Below are 17,976 nucleotides of genomic sequence, written 5' to 3'. Positions count from 1 at the left end.
GCCCTTCCCTCACCCACCCCTGTCCCGCCCTTGGGAGATCTCGCCATGCCCGGAAAGTCCCAGAAAGTCATGTCCATAGCGTCCCGCAGGGCAGCCGCCGCCCTCGCCGCCTCCGCCTCTCTCGCCCTCCTCGCCACGGCGTGCACCGGCCAGTCGGAGTCGGGCGCCACCGACGACCCCGACGCCAGGACGACGATCACCTTCTGGCACGGCTGGAGCGCGCCCGGCGAGGTCAAGGCGATCCAGGAGAACGTCGACCGGTTCGAGAAGGCCCACCCGAACATCACCGTGAAGGTCGTCGGCAACATCAACGACGACAAGCTCAACCAGGCGCTGCGCGCGGGCGGTTCGAACGGGCCGGACGTGGTGTCGTCGTTCACGACCTCCAACATCGGCAAGTTCTGCTCCTCCGGCGCCTTCCTCGACCTCGAGCCCTTCATCGAGAAGTCGAAGCTCGACCTCGACAAGACCATCCCGAAGCCGATGCTGGACTACACCCAGTTCGAGGGCACCCGCTGCGCCCTGCCGCTGCTGGGCGACGCCTACGGCCTCTACTACAACAAGGACGCCTTCGAGAAGGCGGGCATCGAGTCCCCGCCGAAGACGTGGTCTCAGTTCGCGAAGGTCGCCGAGAAGCTGACCGTAAGCAAGGGTGACAGTTACCAGCAGCTCGGCTTCATGCCGACGTACCACGGCTACGAGACGGTCTTGGACCACTACATGTCCCAGTGGGACCACGCCTACTTCGACGCCGACGGCAAGTCCAACGTCGCCAAGGACCCGGCCTTCGCGGAGATGTTCACCTACCAGAAGAAGCTCATCGACGACCTCGGCGGCTTCGCGAAACTGGAGAAGTACCGCAACACCTTCGGCGACGAGTGGGGCGCCAAGCACCCGTTCCACACCGGCCAGGTGTCCATGCAGCTCGACGGCGAGTGGCGGCTCGGCATGGCGCGGGACGCCGGCGTCGACTTCGAGATCGGCACCGCTCCGATGCCCGTCGCCGACGACGAGGTCGACGAGTACGGCAAGGGCTTCCTCTCCGGCACGATCATCGGCATCGCGCCGCAGAGCGAGAAGCAGAACGCGGCCTGGGAACTGGTGAAGTACCTGACCACCGACACCGAGGCCGTCGTGTCCTTCGCCAACGCCATCCACAACGTGCCGTCCACCTTCGCGGCCCTGAAGTCGCCCGACCTGAAGGTGGACCCCGCCTTCAAGACGTTCCTGGACATCGCCCAGAACCCGCACTCGAACACCCCGCCGGCCTCCGTCAACGGCTCCACGTACCAGACGACGCTGCAGGACTTCGGCTACCAGTACGAGTCGGGCAAGGTGAAGGACCTCAAGGCCGGTCTGGAGAAGACCGCCCGGCAGATCGACACCGACATCGAGCAGGCGAAGTAGCGCCCCGATGTCCTCGCACCCGCTCCGCGCGAAGCGCCGCAGGTCGGCGCTTCGAACGGCGGCCTTCCTGTCACCGTGGCTCATCGGGTTCGGCGTCTTCTTCGCCTATCCGCTGGTGTCCACCGTGTACTTCTCCCTGATGAAGTACGACGGCTTCGGCACACCGGTGTTCCGCGGCCTGGGCAACTGGGCCTACGTCTTCAACGACTACCCGCTGTTCTGGCCGGCGCTGCGCAACACGCTCTGGCTGGTACTGGTGATGGTGACCTGCCGGGTCGTCTTCGGGCTCGGCATCGGCCTGCTCATCACCAAGATCAAGACCGGCACGGGCGTCTTCCGCACCCTCTTCTACCTCCCCTACCTCGCCCCGCCGGTGGCCGCGACCCTGGCCTTCGTCTTCCTGCTCAACCCCGGCACCGGCCCGGTCAACTCCCTCCTCGGCGACCTGGGGCTGCCGACGCCCGGCTGGTTCACGGACCCCACCTGGTCCAAGCCGGCCCTCACCGCGCTGGCGCTGTGGGGCGTGGGCGACCTCATGGTCATCTTCATGGCGGCGCTGCTCGACGTGCCGAAGGAGCAGTACGAGGCGGCGGAGCTGGACGGCACCTCGGCCTTGCAGCGGTTCCGGTACGTCACGCTGCCGAACATCTCTCCGATCGTGATGTTCGCCGTGGTCACGGGCGTGATCCAGACGATGCAGTACTACACACAGCCGCTGGTGGCCGGAAAGGTCGCCTCCGGCATCATCGGCGGCTCCGGCCAGCAGTTCGAGCCGGGCTACCCCGACAAGTCGACCCTGACGCTCCCCCAGCTCGTCTACAACCTCGGCTTCCAGCGCTTCGACTACGGCTCGGCCTGTGTGGTCGCACTCGTACTGTTCGCTCTCGCCATGGCGTTCACCGCGCTGCTGATGCGGCGCCGGGGCGGACTGATCCAGGCAGGTGACTGACCATGACCCAAGTGCTGGACAAGCCCGTGCAGTTGGACACCGGGGCCCCCGCCGAGCGCACGGCCCGACGCAGAGCGCTCCTGGAATGGATAGCGGTCCACTCCCTCGGCGTCGCGGCCGCGCTCTTCTTCACCCTGCCCTTCGTGTTCGTCGTCCTGACCTCGCTGATGAGCGACCAGCAGGCACTCACCCGCGACCTGGTCCCGGACACCTGGGAATGGGGCAACTACACCGAGGTCCTCGACACCCCGGGCTTCCTGACCTGGTGGAAGAACACATTGATCTACGCCGGTCTGGGCACGGTCCTCACCGTCGTGTCCTCCGTCCCGGTGGCCTACGCGCTCGCGAAGTTCCGCTTCCGCGGCCGCAATGTGGCCCTGATGCTGGTCATCTCGATGATGATGCTGCCGCCCCAGGTGGTCATCATCCCGATGTACCTGTTCTGGGCGAAGCAGCTGGACCTGTCGGGGTCCCTGTGGCCCCTGATCATCCCGATGGCGTTCGGGGACGCGTTCTCGATCTTCCTGCTGCGCCAGTTCCTGACCACCATCCCCAACGAGTACCTGGACGCGGCGAAGGTGGACGGCTGCGGGGAACTGCGCACCCTTGTGCGCGTGGTCCTGCCCATGGCCAAGCCGGGTGTCGCGGCGGTGGCCCTCTTCCAGTTCTTCTACGCCTGGAACGACTACTTCGGCCCTCAGATCTACGCGTCCGAGAACCCGGGCGCCTGGACGCTCTCCTACGGACTGGAGTCGTTCAAGGGCGCCCACCACACCGACTGGAACCTCACCATGGCCGCGACCGTTCTGGTCATGGCCCCCGTCATCCTCGTGTTCTTCTTCGCCCAGAAGGCGTTCGTAGAGGGCGTCACGCTCACCGGAGTAAAGGGTTGAACCACACATGAAACTCACCGTGGTCGGCGGCGGCTCGACCTACACCCCCGAACTCATCGACGGCTTCGCCCGCCTCCGGGACACCCTCCCCGTCGAGGAACTGGTCCTCATGGACCCGGCGGCGGACCGCCTGGAACTGGTCGGCGGCCTGGCCCGCCGTATCTTCACCCGCCAGGCCCACAACGGCCGGATCACCACGACCACCGACCTGGACGCGGCCGTGGACGGCGCCGACGCGGTCCTGCTGCAACTGCGCGTGGGCGGCCAGGCGGCCCGCGAGCAGGACGAGACGTGGCCCCTGGAATGCGGCTGCGTGGGCCAGGAGACGACGGGCGCGGGCGGCCTGGCGAAGGCCCTGCGCACGGTCCCGGTCGTCCTCGGCATCGCCGACCGCGTCCGCCGCGCCAACCCCACCGCCTGGGTCATCGACTTCACCAACCCGGTCGGCATCGTGACCCGGGCCCTGCTCCAGGAGGGCCACAAGGCGGTCGGCCTGTGCAACGTGGCGATCGGCTTCCAGCGCAAGTTCGCGACGCTGCTCGGCGTCGCCCCCGCCGAGGTCCACCTGGACCACGTGGGCCTCAACCACCTCACCTGGGAGACCGGGGTACGCCTCGGCGGCCCCGAGGGCGAGGACGTCCTGCCGAAGCTCCTGGCCGACCACGGCGACACGATCGCCGCGGACCTGCACCTGCCGCGGGTGCTCCTGGACCGCCTGGGCGTCGTCCCGTCGTACTACCTGCGCTACTACTACGCGCACGACGAGGTGGTGCGCGAACTGCGGACCAGGCCGTCCCGCGCCGCGGAGGTGGCCGAAATGGAAAGAAAGCTGCTCACCCTGTACGCCGACCCGGCCCTGGACGAGAAGCCCGAACTCCTCTCCAGGCGCGGCGGCGCGTACTACTCGGAGGCGGCGGTGGACCTGGCGGCGGCGCTGCTGAACGGCGCGGGCAGCACGTACCAGGTGGTGAACACGTACAACAGGGGCACCCTGCCGTTCCTCCCCGACGACGCGGTGATCGAGGTGCAGGCGGCGGTCGGCGGACAGGGCCCGGCCCCGCTGCCGGTCCCGAGCCCGGACCCCCTGTACGCGGGTCTGATGGCCCAGGTGACGGCCTACGAGGACCTGGCCCTGGACGCGGCCCTGCACGGCGGCCGCACCCGCGTCTTCAAGGCCCTGCTCTCCCACCCCCTCGTCGGCCAGTACGAGTACGCCGAGCGGCTCACCGACCAGCTGATCGCACACAACCGGGAGCACCTCGCGTGGGCATGACCGCACGTGTCCTCGCCATCGACGCGGGCAACAGCAAGACCGACGTGGCGGTGCTGGCCGGCGACGGGACCGTCCTGGCCACGGCCCGCGCAGGAGGGTTCCGCCCGCCCGCGGTGGGCGTGGAGCGGGCCGTGGACACCCTCGCCGGGGCCGTGGACCGAGCCTTCACGGCCGCACGCGTGACATCCGCCGACCACGTCTCCGCGTGCCTGGCGAACGCCGACTTCCCGGTGGAGGAGGAGACGCTGGCCGCCGCGCTGCACGCACGCGCGTGGGGGACGACGGTCGAGGTCCGCAACGACACCTTCGCGATCCTGCGGGCGGGCGTGACCGAGCCCCGGGGCGTGGCCGTCGTCTGCGGCGCCGGCATCAACTGCGTGGGCATGCGCCCCGACGGCCGTACGGCCCGCTTTCCGGCGCTGGGCCGTATCTCCGGTGACTGGGGCGGCGGTTGGGGGCTGGCGGAGGAGGCGCTGTGGCACGCGGCGCGGGCGGAGGACGGCCGGGGCGAGCCGACGGCCCTGGCGCGCACCCTCCCCGCGCACTTCGGACTGCCCACCATGTACGCCCTGATCGAGGCCCTGCACCTGGGGCGCGTCGAGGAGATCCGCCGCCACGAACTGACACCGGTCCTCTTCGCCACGGCCGAGGCCGGCGACCCGGTCGCCCGCGCGATCGTGGACCGGCTGGCCGACGAGGTGGTGACGATGGCGACGGTCGCACTGAGCCGCCTCGACCTGCTGGAGGAGGAGACACCGGTCCTGCTGGGCGGTGGCGTACTGGCCGCACGCCACGCCCAACTCACCGACGGCATCCGCGACCTGCTCATCTCCCGCGCGCCCAAGGCGGTACCCGGGGTGGTCACGGCCAGTCCGGTGCTGGGGGCGGCCTTGCTGGGCCTGGACGCGGTGGGGGCACCGCCGCAGGCACATGCCCGGCTGCGTGCACACTTCGAAGGCTGACGGCAGGGGGCGGCAGCCCCAGGGCGGAACCGATCCGATTCCCACGGCGTATTCATGGGCAGGGGAGGTGCGGGATCCTGTCGGCCGCCGGCAGGCGCTCCGCTGCGATCCGATCAAGATCCAGTGAAGGCCGGTGCGGATGTCAGTCCCGGCAGCGATACTTGCCGCGACGGATGACCACGGGGGAGGTCAACAGTGACGCAGACGCCGAAGAGCAGCACCGCACCGCCACCGGGCCACGACCCGGTGCACTCCACCCCCACCATGCCGTCCGTCCCCCCACAGCCCCACCGCCCGGCCGCACCCGATCCCGCCCCCACCGAGCCCCGCCGCACCGCCTTCGCCGAGGGCTTCGACCAGCTCCGCGCGGCCGCCACCACCGAACCCGGCCGCCTGCGCATCATCGGCGCCCTCCTCGCCCTCCTCGTCATCGCGTTCGGCGCCATCGCCGCCTGGCAGATGACCGAGCGCGCGAGCGCGGCCGACGACGTCCTCAACCGCAGCCAGCCCCTCACCTCGGACGCGGCCGACATCTACCGCTCCCTCGCGGACGCCAACACCGCCGCGGCCAGCGGTTACCTCGCCGGTCTGCAGGAGAAGCCCGCCATGCGCGAGGGCTACGAGACGGACATCCGCACGGCGGCCGCCAAACTCGTCACCGCCGCCGCCAACTCCGAACCGGGCTCGACCTCGGCGCACACCATCGCCGAACTCAGCAGGCTGCTCCCCGAGTACAACGGCCTGGTCGAGACGGCGCGGGCCAACAACCGCCAGGGCTACCCCGTCGGCGGCGCCTATCTGCGCGCCGCGAACGAGATGATGCAGCAGAAGATGCTGCCGGCCGCCCAGAAGCTCCACGAGACCGAGAACCAGCGTCTGCGCGACGACTACGCCGACGCGAAGTCGTTCCCCTGGGCGGCCGCGGGCCTCGGCATCGCCGCCCTGGCCTGCCTCGCCTGGGCCCAGCGCCGCAACTACCAGCGCACGAACAGGGTCCTCAACCACGGCCTGGTCACCGCCACGGCAGCCGCCACGGTCGTCCTGCTGTGGCTCGCCGTGGGGCACACCGTCGCCCGCGTGGGCCTGAACGACTCCTACGACCACGGCGTCCGCTCCCTGAACGTGCTGCACGAGGCCCGTATCGCCTCCCTCACCGCCCGCAGCGACGAGAACCTCGCCCTGGTCCGCCGCGGCGCGGACACCAGGACACTCGACGACGACACGGTCGTGGACGCGTACGAGTGGGGCTACGACCGGGAGATCGAGGCGCTCGGCAAGGCGCTCACCCGGGCCGCGGGCCTCGCCGACGACTCGGCGGGAAGGAAGCCGGTGCAGGACGCGAACGGCTTCATGAAGATCTGGAAGGACCGCCACGGCATCGCCCGCGACGACAACGACTCGGGCAACTACCAGGCCGCCCGCGACCGTGTGATCGGCACCGCGAAGGAGCCGACGAGCGTGTGCTTCGACAACGTCGACCAGGCCCTGGCCACGGCACTGAAGCACGAGCAGACCGAGTTCAGGCAGGCCGCGGGCGACGGCCGGGACTCGCTGACCGGCCTCCCGACCGGCGCCGCGGTCCTCGCGGTCCTGGGCGCGGCCGGCGCGGTCCTCGGCATCGGCCGCAGGCTGTCGGAGTACAGGTGAGAGGGGGCACGACGATGAACGCGCACCACGCACACGAGACACACCGCACCGGCACCCCCTGGCACCGGCTGCGGGCCGGCCTGCGCGGCTGGGGCGGCGTGGGCGCGATGGCCGTCCTGTGCGCGATGGCCCTGGCCTTCGCCCTGCTGCTCCCGCTCTCCCAGCGATCCGGCACCACCGGTGCCCCCGGCGGCGACAAGGACTCCGCCGGCCACCGCGTCACCCACGGCCTCCAGGCCAAGGCCGAGGACTGCGAGAACCCGCAGGACAAGAGCCTTTCCCCGGCCGGCGGCAACGGCGACACCGCGACCCTCGACGCCATCAAGGCCCGCAAGGACCGGCGCCTGATCGTCGGCATCGACACCAACAGCTACCGCTGGGGCTACCTCGACCCGAACAACCCCTCCGGCGCGCTGGAGGGCTTCGACATCGACCTGGTCCACCGGATCGCCGAGGACATCCTCGGCGACCGCGACGCCGTGCGGTTCAAGGCGATCCCGACCAGCCGCCGTATCGAGGCGATCCAGAAGGGCGAGGTCGACATGGTGGTCCGCACCATGACGATCAACTGCGACCGCATCGGGCAAGTGGCCTTCTCCGCCCCGTACTTCGTCACCGGCCAGCAGGTCCTGGCCCCCAAGACCTCGAAGATCACCGGGTTCGACAAGAGCCTGGCGAAGAACAAGGTCTGCTCGGCGGAGGGCTCCACGGCCTACGACAGCCTTCAGGCGGGCATGAAGAACGGCGACCTGCCCGCCTCCACCGACATCGCCGCCACCGTCCCCAACCAGCTCGACTGCCTGGTGAAGTTGCAGCTCGGCGAGGTCGACGCGATCGTCACCGACGGTGCCCTCGCCGCCAGTCAGGCCGCGCAGGACCCCACCGTCGAACTGAAGGGCGGCCTGTTCACCGACGAGTACTACGGCGTGGCGATGAAGCTGGGCTCCGACGATCTGGTACGCCAGGTCAACCGGACCCTGGAGAACTACATCGAGGACGGCGGCTGGAAGACGTCGTACGAGAAGTGGCTGCACCCGACCATGGATCAGGGCGACAAGAAGTCGGCGTCGGCGACCCCTCCCGAAGCCCGGTACAAGTGACCCACCATCAACCGACAGACGACTGACGAAACGACGACGCAGCGAGAGGTGATCGATGGGCGTCACGGACCCCGCCGGGCCGGTGATGGACCGGGACGAGGTGGACCGTGCGCTGGCGCGGCTCGGCGCGGAGCACGAGGCGATCGAGACCTCGCTCCTCGCGCTGCAGGACCACGCGGGCCGCAGACTTCTCGAGGGCGCCGAGCTCACGGGAGTCACCAAGGAGCGCTGGATCGCCGCGGAGGCGTCGATCACGCTGCTGTGGGCGTACTTCGACGCGTACACGGACGCGTTGCGCTCCGCCCGCGACATCCGCGCCCGTCGCCGCTGGTCCAGCCGGGACGACCTGGTGGAGCTGACGGAGCTGCTGCGCGGCGACTGTGTGACCGTCGCGGGCTCGACGACCGCGACGGCGACCGCCAACGCGCCGACGCTGCAAGGCGCTTCGAGCAGGCTCAGCGAGCAGTTCTCGCTGGCCACCCTGGTCGACCGGATGAACGAGCTGTACGCGACCTCGCTCGACATGGTCGTCGCCGCCGACGCCGTCTGGTCGGCGCTGCCCGCGCGGATCGATTTACTCGCCGCGGAGCTCCAGCGCACCCGTCGGCTCGCGCACTCCGTCGGCGTACGCCCCGGCGAGCACCCCGCCGGCGACGACCTGGAGCGCATCACCCGCACCCTCACCCACCTGCGCGCGCAGGTGGTCTCCGACCCGCTGGCGTACTGGATCCCCGCACCGGGCAGTTCGGCGCCGGGCGGCGGCCGGCCGGACACCACGGTCTACGACCGGGAGGCGCGCGCCCTGGAGGACGTACGCCGTGAGATCGACGCGGTGCTGACGGTCCGCCAGGATGCCGAGCAGCGCCTGGTCAAGCTGCGCGACGTGCTCTCGCGCGCGGACCGCACGCTCGCCGAGGCCCGCACCGCGCGCGGCGAGGTGCTGGCGAAGATCGCCGCCACGGAGGTGCCGGTCGTCAGCGGCCCGCCGACCGCGCTGCAGGAGCAGTTGGCGACGGCCGCCGAGTACCGCAGACACGCGCAGTGGCACCGCCTGTCCCCGCTCCTGGAGTCGCTGGAGCAGAAGGCGGAGGACGAACTGCTGCGCGCCCGCGAGTCGTTGACCGCGGTCACCGCGCCCCTGGCGGTCCGCGCGGAGCTGCGCGGCCGCCTCGACGCGTACAAGGCGAAGGTCGCGCGGCACGGCTTCGCGGAGGACCCGTTCCTGATCGAGCGCTACGACGCGGCCCGCCGCATGCTGTGGAGCGCTCCTTGCGACCTGCGCGTCGCCGAGCAGGCGGTCCTGCGCTACCAGCAGGCGGCCGCCGACCTGCTCGGCGGCGGCCGGGTGCCGGGGCCGCGCGGGCCGGAGGATCGCGGGGGGCCGCGAGCATGAGGCAGGACAGGGGGGAGTCGTCGTCATGAGTCAGGCACAGCAGCCCTGCCAGCGGCCGGACTGCGACGGGGCGTACGAGGACATGGGTGGTGGCGAGCTGTACTGCGACACCTGCGGGCTCGCCCCGGTCGTCTCGGCGAGCGGCATGGTCGGCTCGCCGCCCACCGGGGTCACGGGCGGCGGCAAGGGCGGGCGCGGCTCGGGCAGCACCAGCTCCCGCTCCGGCAGCCGCGGCAGTTCGCGTACGTCGTCGCAGTCGTCGAAGTCCCGGCGCTCGGTGTCGGGACGGCTGTCGCGCGCGCTGTCGGGCCGTTCCACGGGCCGCTCGGTGTCGGTGCGCAGCTCCGGCTCGTCGGCGGGCTCCAGCGGCCGCGGCCGGCTCGGTGTCGGTCTGGTGCAGGTGCCGGACGTACCGCGGCCCGACCCGCGCGCGATGGTGCTGGAGAACCCCGAGGTTCCCGAGCGCAAGCGTTTCTGCTCGCGTTCGGACTGCGGGGCGCCGGTGGGCCGTGCGCGCGGCGACCGGCCGGGCCGTACCGAGGGCTTCTGCACCAAGTGCGGGCACCCGTACTCGTTCGTCCCGAAGCTGAAGGCCGGCGACATCGTGCACGGCCAGTACGAGGTCGTGGGCTGCCTGGCGCACGGCGGGCTCGGCTGGATCTACCTCGCCGTGGACCGCGCGGTCTCCGACCGCTGGGTGGTGCTCAAGGGCCTGCTCGACACCGGCGACCAGGACGCGATGGCGGCGGCGATCTCCGAGCGGCGCTTCCTCGCCGAGATCGAGCACGCCAACATCGTGCGGATCTACAACTTCGTCGAGCACCTCGACCAGCGCACCGGCTCCCTCGACGGCTACATCGTCATGGAGTACGTCGGCGGCAAGTCCCTGAAGGAGATCGCGAATTCACGCCGTACGGAGAGCGGCCGGCGCGACCCGCTGCCCGTCGAGCAGGCGTGCGCGTACGGCATCGAGGCCCTGGAGGCCCTGGGGCACCTGCACAGCCGCAACCTCCTCTACTGCGACTTCAAGGTCGACAACGCCATCCAGACCGAGGACCAGCTCAAGCTGATCGACATGGGCGCGGTGCGCAGGATGGACGACGAGGAGTCGGCCATCTACGGCACGGTGGGCTACCAGGCGCCGGAGGTGGCGGACGTCGGCCCGTCGGTCGCGTCCGACCTGTTCACGGTCGCGCGCACGCTCGCCGTACTGACCTTCGACTTCCAGGGCTACACGAACGTCTACGTCGACTCGCTGCCCGACCCCGACAACATCGAGGTCTTCCGCCAGTACGAGTCGTTCTACCGCCTCCTGGTCCGCGCCACCGACCCCGACCCGGCCCGCCGCTTCGCCTCCGCCCAGGAGATGACGGAGCAGCTCACGGGCGTGCTGCGGGAGGTGGTGTCCCTGCAGTCGGGGCGGGCCAGGCCGTCGCTGTCGACGCTGTTCGGGCCCGAAGTGCGGGTGACGGACACGGAGTTGTTCCCGAAGCTGGACGGCGAGGTCTCGCGGCTGGGGGCGCGGGTGGCGCCTTCCCGGAAGAAGCTCGCCGCGGCCGGCTCCCCCGCCCTGGAGGCCGGCGGTGCCGCCAACGCGCTCCCGTCCACCGCCCCCGGCATCGTCAAGGGCGTCGACGCCCCCGCCGCCGCCCTCGCCCTGCCGGTCCCCCGGGTCGACCCCGACGACCCCAACGCCGGTTTCCTCGCGGGACTGATGACCACCGCGGCGGCCGAGCTGCTCGGCGCCCTGGCCGCCGCGCCCGCGCCGTCGACCGAGACCCGGCTCAGGCAGGTGCGGGCCTGGCTGGAGAACGGCGACAGCGGCACCGCGCACGAGGCGTTGCTGGAGCTGGAGGACGAGCGGCCCGACGACTGGCGGGTGGTCTGGTACCGCGGCGTGGCCGCGCTGGTCACGGGCGACCACGAGGGCGCCGCGCTCGCCTTCGACGCGATCTACGACGCCTTCCCCGGCGAGCCCGCGCCCAAGCTGGCCCTCGGCCTGTGCGCGGAGGTGCTGGGGCAGCTGGACAACGCCGCCGAGTACTACCGCCTGGTGTGGTCCACCGACCCCAGCTATGTCAGCGCCGCCTTCGGCCTGGCCCGCGTCCAGCTCGCGACCGGCGACCGCCGCAGCGCCGTACGGACCCTGGAGTCGGTTCCGGAGAGCTCCATCCACTACACGGCCGCACGCGTCGCCGCCGTCCGGGCCCGGCTGCGCGGCCGTACGGCGGTCGCCGCCGACGTACCGTTCCTGGACGACCTGACCGCCGCCGCGGGGCAGGTCGAGGCGCTGGAGGCGTACGGTCTGGATCCGGCGCGCCGGGAGCAGTTGTCGGCGGAAGTCCTCGGCTGCGCGCTGGACTGGATACTCTCCGGGGGCCAGGGTTCCGCCCCTCCCGCCGCCGGAGGACGGACGCTGCTCGGCAGCGGCCTGGACGAGCGGGGACTGCGTTTCGGCCTGGAGCGTTCGTACCGCGTGCTGGCCCGGCTCGCACGGGGCGGCGAGGAGAGGATCGACCTGGTGGAACGTGCCAACCGTTACCGCCCCCGGACGTGGGTGTAGTTGATGTCGCAGATGCCCCAGCTGTCCGCCTGCCCGAGCTGCGAATGGCCGCTCGAGTCGGGTGACCGTTTCTGCGGTGCGTGCGGATACGACCTGTCCGCCGTGCCCGTACGGCCGGACGACCACCCGACCATCGCCCTGAACGGCTCGGCGCCGCCCCCCGCCCCGGGCGCGCCCGGCATGGCGTGGCCCACCCCACACGCGCCGGACGGCCCCGGCGTGCCCGCGCCCTCGCAGCCGCCGGCGGACGCCCACGGCACGCACTCCGGCGGCCACCCCGTGCCCCCGGGCACACCCCCGCCCCCGCAGTCCCCGCCGCCCTCCGCACCGGTGCCACCGCCGGCGAGCGGGGTCGAGGTGCCGCCGAGCGGCCAGGGCATGACGCCGGGTCCCGTCAACCCCGGCCTCCCGGCACCGGACCACCACGCACCACACGGCTATCCGGCGCCGGGCGGCCCCGCAGGTCCGGGCGGGCACGCCAGCCCATCCGGCCCTGCAGGTCCGGGCGGCCCCGCAAGTCCCGGCGGCCACGCGGGCCCCGGCAGCCCTGTCGGCCCTGTCGGCCCCCAGGCGCCGCACCCCCCAGCCGTCCCCCCGGCCCCGACCGGCTCCCCGGTCCCCCCGGTCCCCCCGGCGTCCGGTGTGCGGTTCGACCGTCCGCCGCAGCCCGAGGAGTACGCCTTGCAGGCGCCCGACCCGCGTATCGCCACCGACCTGCCGACCCCGCCCGAGGGCACCAAGGTGTGCGTGGCGTGCCGGGCGGGCCGGGTCGACCACGACGGGTACTGCGAGAACTGCGGGCACGCCCAGCCGCGCGAGCGCGACCACATGGAGCAGGACGCAGGCCCCGTCGCCGCCGTCAGCGACCGCGGTCTGCGCCACCACCGCAACGAGGACGCGTTCGCCGTGAGCGGCACCACGCTGCCCGACGGCCGGCCGGCGGTGCTCGCGATCGTCTGCGACGGTGTGTCCTCGGCGACCCGCCCCGACGACGCCTCGATGGCCGCCTCCCGGGCCGCGAGCGAGTCGCTGCTGACCGCCCTGCCGCGCGGCACGCACCCGCAGCAGGCCATGCACGACGCGATCATCGCCGCCTCGAACGCGGTCAACGCGCTGGCGAGCGAACCGGCCACGGCCCGCGAGCAGGCCCCGCACCAGAACGCGCCGGCCTGCACCTTCGTCGGCGCCGTGGTCACCGCCGGCCTGCTGGTCGTCGGCTGGGTCGGCGACAGCCGCGCCTACTGGGTCCCGGTCGACCGCGGCACTCCCCCGGCCCGGCTCACCGAGGACGACTCCTGGGCCGCGCAGATGGTCGCCGCGGGCCTGATGAGCGAGGCCGAGGCGTACGCCGACGAGCGCGCCCACGCCATCACGGGCTGGCTCGGCGCGGACGCCTACGAGCTGGAGCCGCACACCGCTTCCTTCAAGCCGGACCGCCCGGGTGTGGTGGTGGTGTGCACCGACGGGCTGTGGAACTACGCGGAGGCGGCCGAGGACATGGCCGACGTCGTGCCCCTCGACGCCGCCGCGCGCCCCCTGCACGGCGCCCGGGTACTGGTCGGACACGCGCTCGACGGCGGGGGCCACGACAACGTAACAGTGGCGATCCTGCCGTTCCCGGCGCCGCCGTTGGGGGCAGGATCGGCCTGAGGCCTACTGCGGGGACGGCCTCAGCGGACCGGAGGGGACCGGTCCGTCGGCAGCCATGGCCCCACCGCGGGGTTCTTTAGGGGGATTTGAGAACGTATGGCCAATTTCTCGAAATCAAACGTGCCGCAGTTCTCGGTGGACGTGTACCAGAACGAGTACCTGCCCGAGGGCGGCCGCGAGGTCAACGCGATCGTCACGGTCACCTCGACCGGCGGCGGCACGATCGGCAGCGCGGTCACCGCGCCGCACCTGTACTCGCCGGGGCAGAGCCCGTCCGCGGCCGTGGCGATCATGGTCGACTGCTCGGGCTCGATGGACTACCCGCCGACCAAGATGCGCAACGCCCGCGACGCCACGGCCGCCGCCATCGACACCCTGCGCGACGGCGTGCACTTCGCGGTGATCGGCGGCACGCACGTGGCGAAGGAGGTCTACCCGGGGGGCGGCAACCTCGCCGTGGCCGACGCCACCACCCGTGACCAGGCCAAGCAGGCGCTGCGCAGGCTGAGCGCGGGCGGCGGCACGGCCATCGGCACCTGGCTGCGCCTCGCCGACCGGCTGCTGTCCTCGGACGACGTCGCCATCCGGCACGGCATCCTGCTCACGGACGGCCGCAACGAGCACGAGTCGCCCGAGGACCTGAAGGCCGCGCTCGACGCCTGTGCCGGACGGTTCACCTGTGACGCCCGCGGCGTGGGCACCGACTGGGAAGTGAAAGAAGTCACAGGGATCGCCTCCGCGCTGCTCGGCAGCGCCGACATCGTCGCGGACCCGGCCGGTCTCGCCGCCGACTTCACACGGATGATGGAGACGGCGATGGGCAAGGAGGTCGCGGACGTCGCGCTGCGGCTGTGGACGCCGGTCGGCACCACGATCAAGTTCGTCAAGCAGGTCGCGCCGACGGTCGAGGAGTTGACCGACCGCCGCACCGAGGCCGGCCCGCGCGCCGGGGACTACCCCACCGGCTCCTGGGGCGACGAGTCCCGTGACTACCACGTTTGCGTCGAGGTCCCGGCCGCGAACCTCGGCCAGGAGATGCTCGCCGCCCGGGTCTCGCTGGTCGTTCCGCAACCCGACGGCAGCGCGGGGAACTTGGGCGCGCAGGGTCTCGTACGGGCCGTATGGACCGACGACATGGTCGCCTCGACGTCGATCAACCCTCAGGTCGCCCACTACACCGGCCAGGCCGAACTGGCACAAGCCATTCAACAAGGGCTGGATCTTCGCAAAGCGGGTGATATGGATGGCGCAACAGCCAAACTGGGCCGCGCCGTTCAGCTCGCGAACGACTCCGGGAACGCGGATACTGCGAAGCTACTTGCGAAGGTGGTGGACGTGGTCGATGCCACGACAGGTACTGTGCGACTGAAGACGAAGGTCGCGGAGGCCGACGAGATGACTCTCGAGACACGGTCGACAAAGACTGTTCGTGTAAAGAAGTGAGCTAGAAGTTCCCTGACCTGAGAGGGGGAAGCGCCGACATGCCGACCTGCCCGAACGGACACCAGTCGGGTTCCGACGACTGGTGCGAGGTCTGCGGTCACCGCATGGCCGGTGCCGTACCTCCGCCCCCTCCGCCGCCCCCGCCCGGCGGTGGCTATGGCTTCCCGCCGCCCGGCGGCCCGTCCGGTGGCCCGAACGCCGGTCAGCAGGGCGGACGTCCGCCCATGTCCGGCATGCCGGAGCCGGAGCTGTGCCCGCAGTGCCGTACGCCGCGTGAGGGCGGTGCGCCGTTCTGCGAGGAGTGCCGGTGGAACTTCCTGACCAACACCGCGACGTCGTACACCCCCGCCGCCCCGCGCCAGCCGGCGCCCGGCGGCCCGGGCCTGCCCTCCCACTTCCAGCAGCAGTCGGGGCCTCCGCCGTCGTTCGGCGGCGGTGACTCGTACGAGTACCAGGGCTCGCGCCCGTCCCAGGTGAACCGCCCGGCGGAACCGATCCCGCCGTTCGGCGCGGAGCCGCAGGGGCAGGGGGGTCCCGGCGGCCCGGGTGGCCCGGGCGGTCCCGGCCCTCAGGGTGGCCCTGGCGCACCCGGTGGCCCCGGTCCTGGTCATGGTCCTGGTCCTCAGGGCGGCCCTGGCGGACCCGGTGGTCCCGGCCCCGGTGGCATGGGTGGTCCCGGTTCGGGCTTCGGCGGTCCCGGCGGACCCGGTGGTCCCGGAGGCGGCCCCGGTGGTCCGGGCGGCCCGGGCGGCTTCGGCGCGGGTCCCGGTGGTCCGGGCAACACGAACCCCGGCGGCCCGGGCGGACCCGGTGGCCCCGGCGGCCCGGGCATGAACGGCCCCTCCGGCTTCGGCGGCGACCCCTCGCGGCCGGTTCCGCCGCCGCCCGGCCCCACCCCGCCCGGCGGTCCCGGCGCGACCGGCGGTGCTCCGCAGGCGTTCCAGCCGACCGGCCCCGGCCCGGGCCCCGCCGCCCCGCCGGCCCCGCCCGGATTCGGACAGGACCCGAACCGTCCGCAGCCCGGCGGCCCGTCCTTCGGCGGCGGTGACGACGACTGGGTGATCTCTCCGCCCTCGTCGGGCCCCGGCGCTCCCGCCCAGGGCGGCTACGGCTACCCGCAGCCCGGCGCGACCCAGGCCCCGCCCCCGCCCGGCCCCGGCTACCAGCAGCAGCCGACGACCTGGATGGCGACCATCGGTCCGGACCGCGACTACTTCATGGCGATGATGCAGCGCTCCGGCCCCGAGGCCGCGGGCCTGAACCTGCCCGCGTACTCGCCCGAGCAGCAGCGCACGCTCACCGGCAACCAGGTCACCATCGGCCGCCGCCGCCACTCCACCGGCGACACCCCCGACATCGACCTGTCGGTGCCGCCGGAGGACCCGGGCGTCTCGCACCAGCACGCGGTCCTGGTCCAGCAGCCGGACGGCACCTGGGCGGTCGTCGACCAGAACTCGACGAACGGCACCACGGTGAACGGCGCCGAGGAGCCGATCCAGCCCTTCGTGCCGGTGCCGCTGCAGGACGGCGACCGGGTGCACGTGGGGGCGTGGACGACGATCACGATCCGGCGCGGCTAGTTCTCGGCCGCTCCCGGTGTCTCAGCCGGGCAGCGGCCACGCGTAGGGCCCCTCGGGGTCGTCCAGCCACGCCCACTCGTGCTCGCCGCGCACCGTGATCCCGTACCGCTGTCGCTCCGGCCGCCCCTCGCGCTCCCACAGCGCGTACGCCTCCTGCGGATCGAGGCTGCCGCGGGTCAGGGCGAGCAGGAAGCGGAACAGTTCGTGCTCGCGGGCCCGGCGCGGCAGCCCGCCCATGTGCGCGGGCTCCGGCTCCCAGCGGCTGCCTCCGCGCAGCGGCACGAAGTAGGCGGGCGTGTGCAGGAAGCGCCCCTCGGCGTGCTCGGCGTCCCGTACGGCGAGGGCGACCAGGCCGGTGGCGAGCGGCGTCAGGACGCGGGCGCCGGGACGGCACTGGGCGAGCCAGGCGCGCGGGATGGACGGCAGGGTGCAGGTGGCGATGATCCGGTCGAAGGGGGCGCGCTCGGGCACACCGCGTGCGCCGTCGCCGGTGACTACGGCGGGGTGGTATCCGGCGGCGGCCAGGTGCTGCCGGGCCGACTCGGTGATCTCCGGCTCCAGGTCGACGGTGGTGACGAGATCGTCGTCGCCGAGCCGGTGGGCGAGCAGGGCGGCGTTGTAGCCGGTGCCCGCGCCGATCTCCAGGACCCGGTCGCCGTCCCGCACCTCCAGCGCGACCAGCATCATCGCCATCAGCGACGGCTGGCTGCTGGAGGAGAGCAGCTCGCCGTCGCGCAGCCGGGTGGCCAGCGGGGTGTCGGCGTAGGTGCCGCGCACCCACCGCTCGCGCGCGGCCGGGTCGGGGCTCTGGCCCCAGCGGCGCTCGTAGCCGCCGGCGACGCCGACGTAGTAGTACGGCACGAACAGATGCCGCGGCACGGCCCCGAAGACGTCCCGCCACACGGGGTCGCCGGCCCACGCCCCGCTCAGGTCGATCTCGCGCACCAGCGCGGCCCGCGCCGAGGCGGCGAGGTCCTCCAGGTCCCGGTCGAGAGCGTGCGCGCTCATACGTCCACTGTCCTGCGCGAGACGGTGCGAGGCGAGCACCTGACCCGGACGATCCGGAACGAGTCGCTCGGGTCCTAGGCCTGGAGTCCTCGGTCGCCGAGTCTGAGA

At 72.3% G+C, this 17,976-nt stretch carries 13 protein-coding genes; 12 read left to right on the top strand and 1 reads right to left on the bottom strand.

Going from position 1 to position 17,976, the window contains the following annotated elements; all coding sequences use genetic code 11:
• Positions 1-69 precede the first annotated feature (69 nt).
• The 12 genes from IM697_RS07780 (at position 70) to IM697_RS07725 (ending at position 16,860) form a co-directional block, all read left to right on the top strand.
• Positions 70-1,407: an ABC transporter substrate-binding protein gene (locus IM697_RS07780; RefSeq protein WP_194049628.1), complete on the top strand. Its 1,338-nt coding sequence runs from the start codon at positions 70-72 to the stop codon at positions 1,405-1,407.
• A 7-nt stretch (positions 1,408-1,414) separates the two neighbouring features.
• Positions 1,415-2,356 (top strand): carbohydrate ABC transporter permease, encoded by a 942-nt coding sequence (locus IM697_RS07775; protein ID WP_194045958.1) that lies wholly within the window; start codon positions 1,415-1,417, stop codon positions 2,354-2,356.
• A 2-nt stretch (positions 2,357-2,358) separates the two neighbouring features.
• A complete protein-coding gene (locus IM697_RS07770) occupies positions 2,359-3,249 on the top strand; it encodes a carbohydrate ABC transporter permease (RefSeq protein ID WP_194045956.1) in 891 nt (296 codons plus the stop codon).
• Between the two features lie 7 nt (positions 3,250-3,256).
• Positions 3,257-4,522 carry a 6-phospho-beta-glucosidase gene (locus IM697_RS07765; RefSeq protein ID WP_194045954.1) on the top strand — a complete coding sequence of 422 codons (1,266 nt, stop codon included), beginning with the start codon at positions 3,257-3,259 and terminating at the stop codon, positions 4,520-4,522.
• The gene (locus IM697_RS07760) at positions 4,513-5,484 is read left to right on the top strand and encodes an N-acetylglucosamine kinase (protein ID WP_194045952.1); all 972 of its coding nucleotides are present in this window, start codon (positions 4,513-4,515) and stop codon (positions 5,482-5,484) included. Before IM697_RS07765 ends, IM697_RS07760 begins: the two co-directional genes overlap by 10 nt.
• A 195-nt stretch (positions 5,485-5,679) precedes the next feature.
• Positions 5,680-7,131: a hypothetical protein gene (locus IM697_RS07755; RefSeq protein WP_194045950.1), complete on the top strand. Its 1,452-nt coding sequence runs from the start codon at positions 5,680-5,682 to the stop codon at positions 7,129-7,131.
• 14 nt (positions 7,132-7,145) lie between these two features.
• The gene (locus tag IM697_RS07750) at positions 7,146-8,231 is read left to right on the top strand and encodes a glutamate ABC transporter substrate-binding protein (protein WP_194045948.1); all 1,086 of its coding nucleotides are present in this window, start codon (positions 7,146-7,148) and stop codon (positions 8,229-8,231) included.
• A 55-nt stretch (positions 8,232-8,286) separates the two neighbouring features.
• Entirely contained in the window at positions 8,287-9,624 is a 1,338-nt protein-coding gene (locus IM697_RS07745) for a coiled-coil domain-containing protein (protein ID WP_194045947.1), read from the top strand.
• Positions 9,625-9,649: 25 nt separating this feature from the next.
• A complete protein-coding gene (locus IM697_RS07740; protein WP_194045946.1) occupies positions 9,650-12,187 on the top strand; it encodes a serine/threonine-protein kinase in 2,538 nt (845 codons plus the stop codon).
• Positions 12,188-12,190: 3 nt separating this feature from the next.
• A complete protein-coding gene (locus tag IM697_RS07735; protein ID WP_194045945.1) occupies positions 12,191-13,837 on the top strand; it encodes a PP2C family protein-serine/threonine phosphatase in 1,647 nt (548 codons plus the stop codon).
• Between the two features lie 96 nt (positions 13,838-13,933).
• A complete protein-coding gene (locus IM697_RS07730) occupies positions 13,934-15,280 on the top strand; it encodes a vWA domain-containing protein (RefSeq protein WP_194045944.1) in 1,347 nt (448 codons plus the stop codon).
• A 38-nt stretch (positions 15,281-15,318) separates the two neighbouring features.
• On the top strand, positions 15,319-16,860 hold the full coding sequence (locus IM697_RS07725) for an FHA domain-containing protein (RefSeq protein ID WP_194045943.1): 1,542 nt from the start codon (positions 15,319-15,321) through the stop codon (positions 16,858-16,860).
• A 21-nt stretch (positions 16,861-16,881) separates the two neighbouring features.
• Here the strand turns inward: IM697_RS07725 and IM697_RS07720 are convergent, their stop codons facing one another.
• Complete coding sequence (locus tag IM697_RS07720) at positions 16,882-17,868, bottom strand: methyltransferase domain-containing protein (RefSeq protein ID WP_194045942.1); 987 nt, start codon at positions 17,866-17,868, stop codon at positions 16,882-16,884.
• Between the last annotated feature and the right edge of the window lie 108 nt (positions 17,869-17,976).

The sequence above is a fragment of the Streptomyces ferrugineus genome, assembly GCF_015160855.1.
Classification (GTDB): domain Bacteria; phylum Actinomycetota; class Actinomycetes; order Streptomycetales; family Streptomycetaceae; genus Streptomyces; species Streptomyces ferrugineus.
The sequence above is the reverse complement of the archived record's forward strand: the minus strand, read 5'-3'. Positions and strand labels throughout refer to the sequence as shown.

Excerpts from the sequence above, each read along its gene's own strand:
- IM697_RS07780 (WP_194049628.1), top strand. The coding sequence starts at position 70 with ATGTCCATAGCGTCCCGCAGGGCAGCCGCCGCCCTCGCCGCCTCCGCC.
- IM697_RS07775 (WP_194045958.1), top strand. The coding sequence starts at position 1,415 with ATGTCCTCGCACCCGCTCCGCGCGAAGCGCCGCAGGTCGGCGCTTCGA.
- IM697_RS07770 (WP_194045956.1), top strand. The coding sequence starts at position 2,359 with ATGACCCAAGTGCTGGACAAGCCCGTGCAGTTGGACACCGGGGCCCCC.
- IM697_RS07765 (WP_194045954.1), top strand. The coding sequence starts at position 3,257 with ATGAAACTCACCGTGGTCGGCGGCGGCTCGACCTACACCCCCGAACTC.
- IM697_RS07750 (WP_194045948.1), top strand. The coding sequence starts at position 7,146 with ATGAACGCGCACCACGCACACGAGACACACCGCACCGGCACCCCCTGG.
- IM697_RS07745 (WP_194045947.1), top strand. The coding sequence starts at position 8,287 with ATGGGCGTCACGGACCCCGCCGGGCCGGTGATGGACCGGGACGAGGTG.
- IM697_RS07740 (WP_194045946.1), top strand. The coding sequence starts at position 9,650 with ATGAGTCAGGCACAGCAGCCCTGCCAGCGGCCGGACTGCGACGGGGCG.
- IM697_RS07735 (WP_194045945.1), top strand. The coding sequence starts at position 12,191 with ATGTCGCAGATGCCCCAGCTGTCCGCCTGCCCGAGCTGCGAATGGCCG.
- IM697_RS07730 (WP_194045944.1), top strand. The coding sequence starts at position 13,934 with ATGGCCAATTTCTCGAAATCAAACGTGCCGCAGTTCTCGGTGGACGTG.
- IM697_RS07725 (WP_194045943.1), top strand. The coding sequence starts at position 15,319 with ATGCCGACCTGCCCGAACGGACACCAGTCGGGTTCCGACGACTGGTGC.
- IM697_RS07720 (WP_194045942.1), bottom strand. The coding sequence starts at position 17,868 with ATGAGCGCGCACGCTCTCGACCGGGACCTGGAGGACCTCGCCGCCTCG.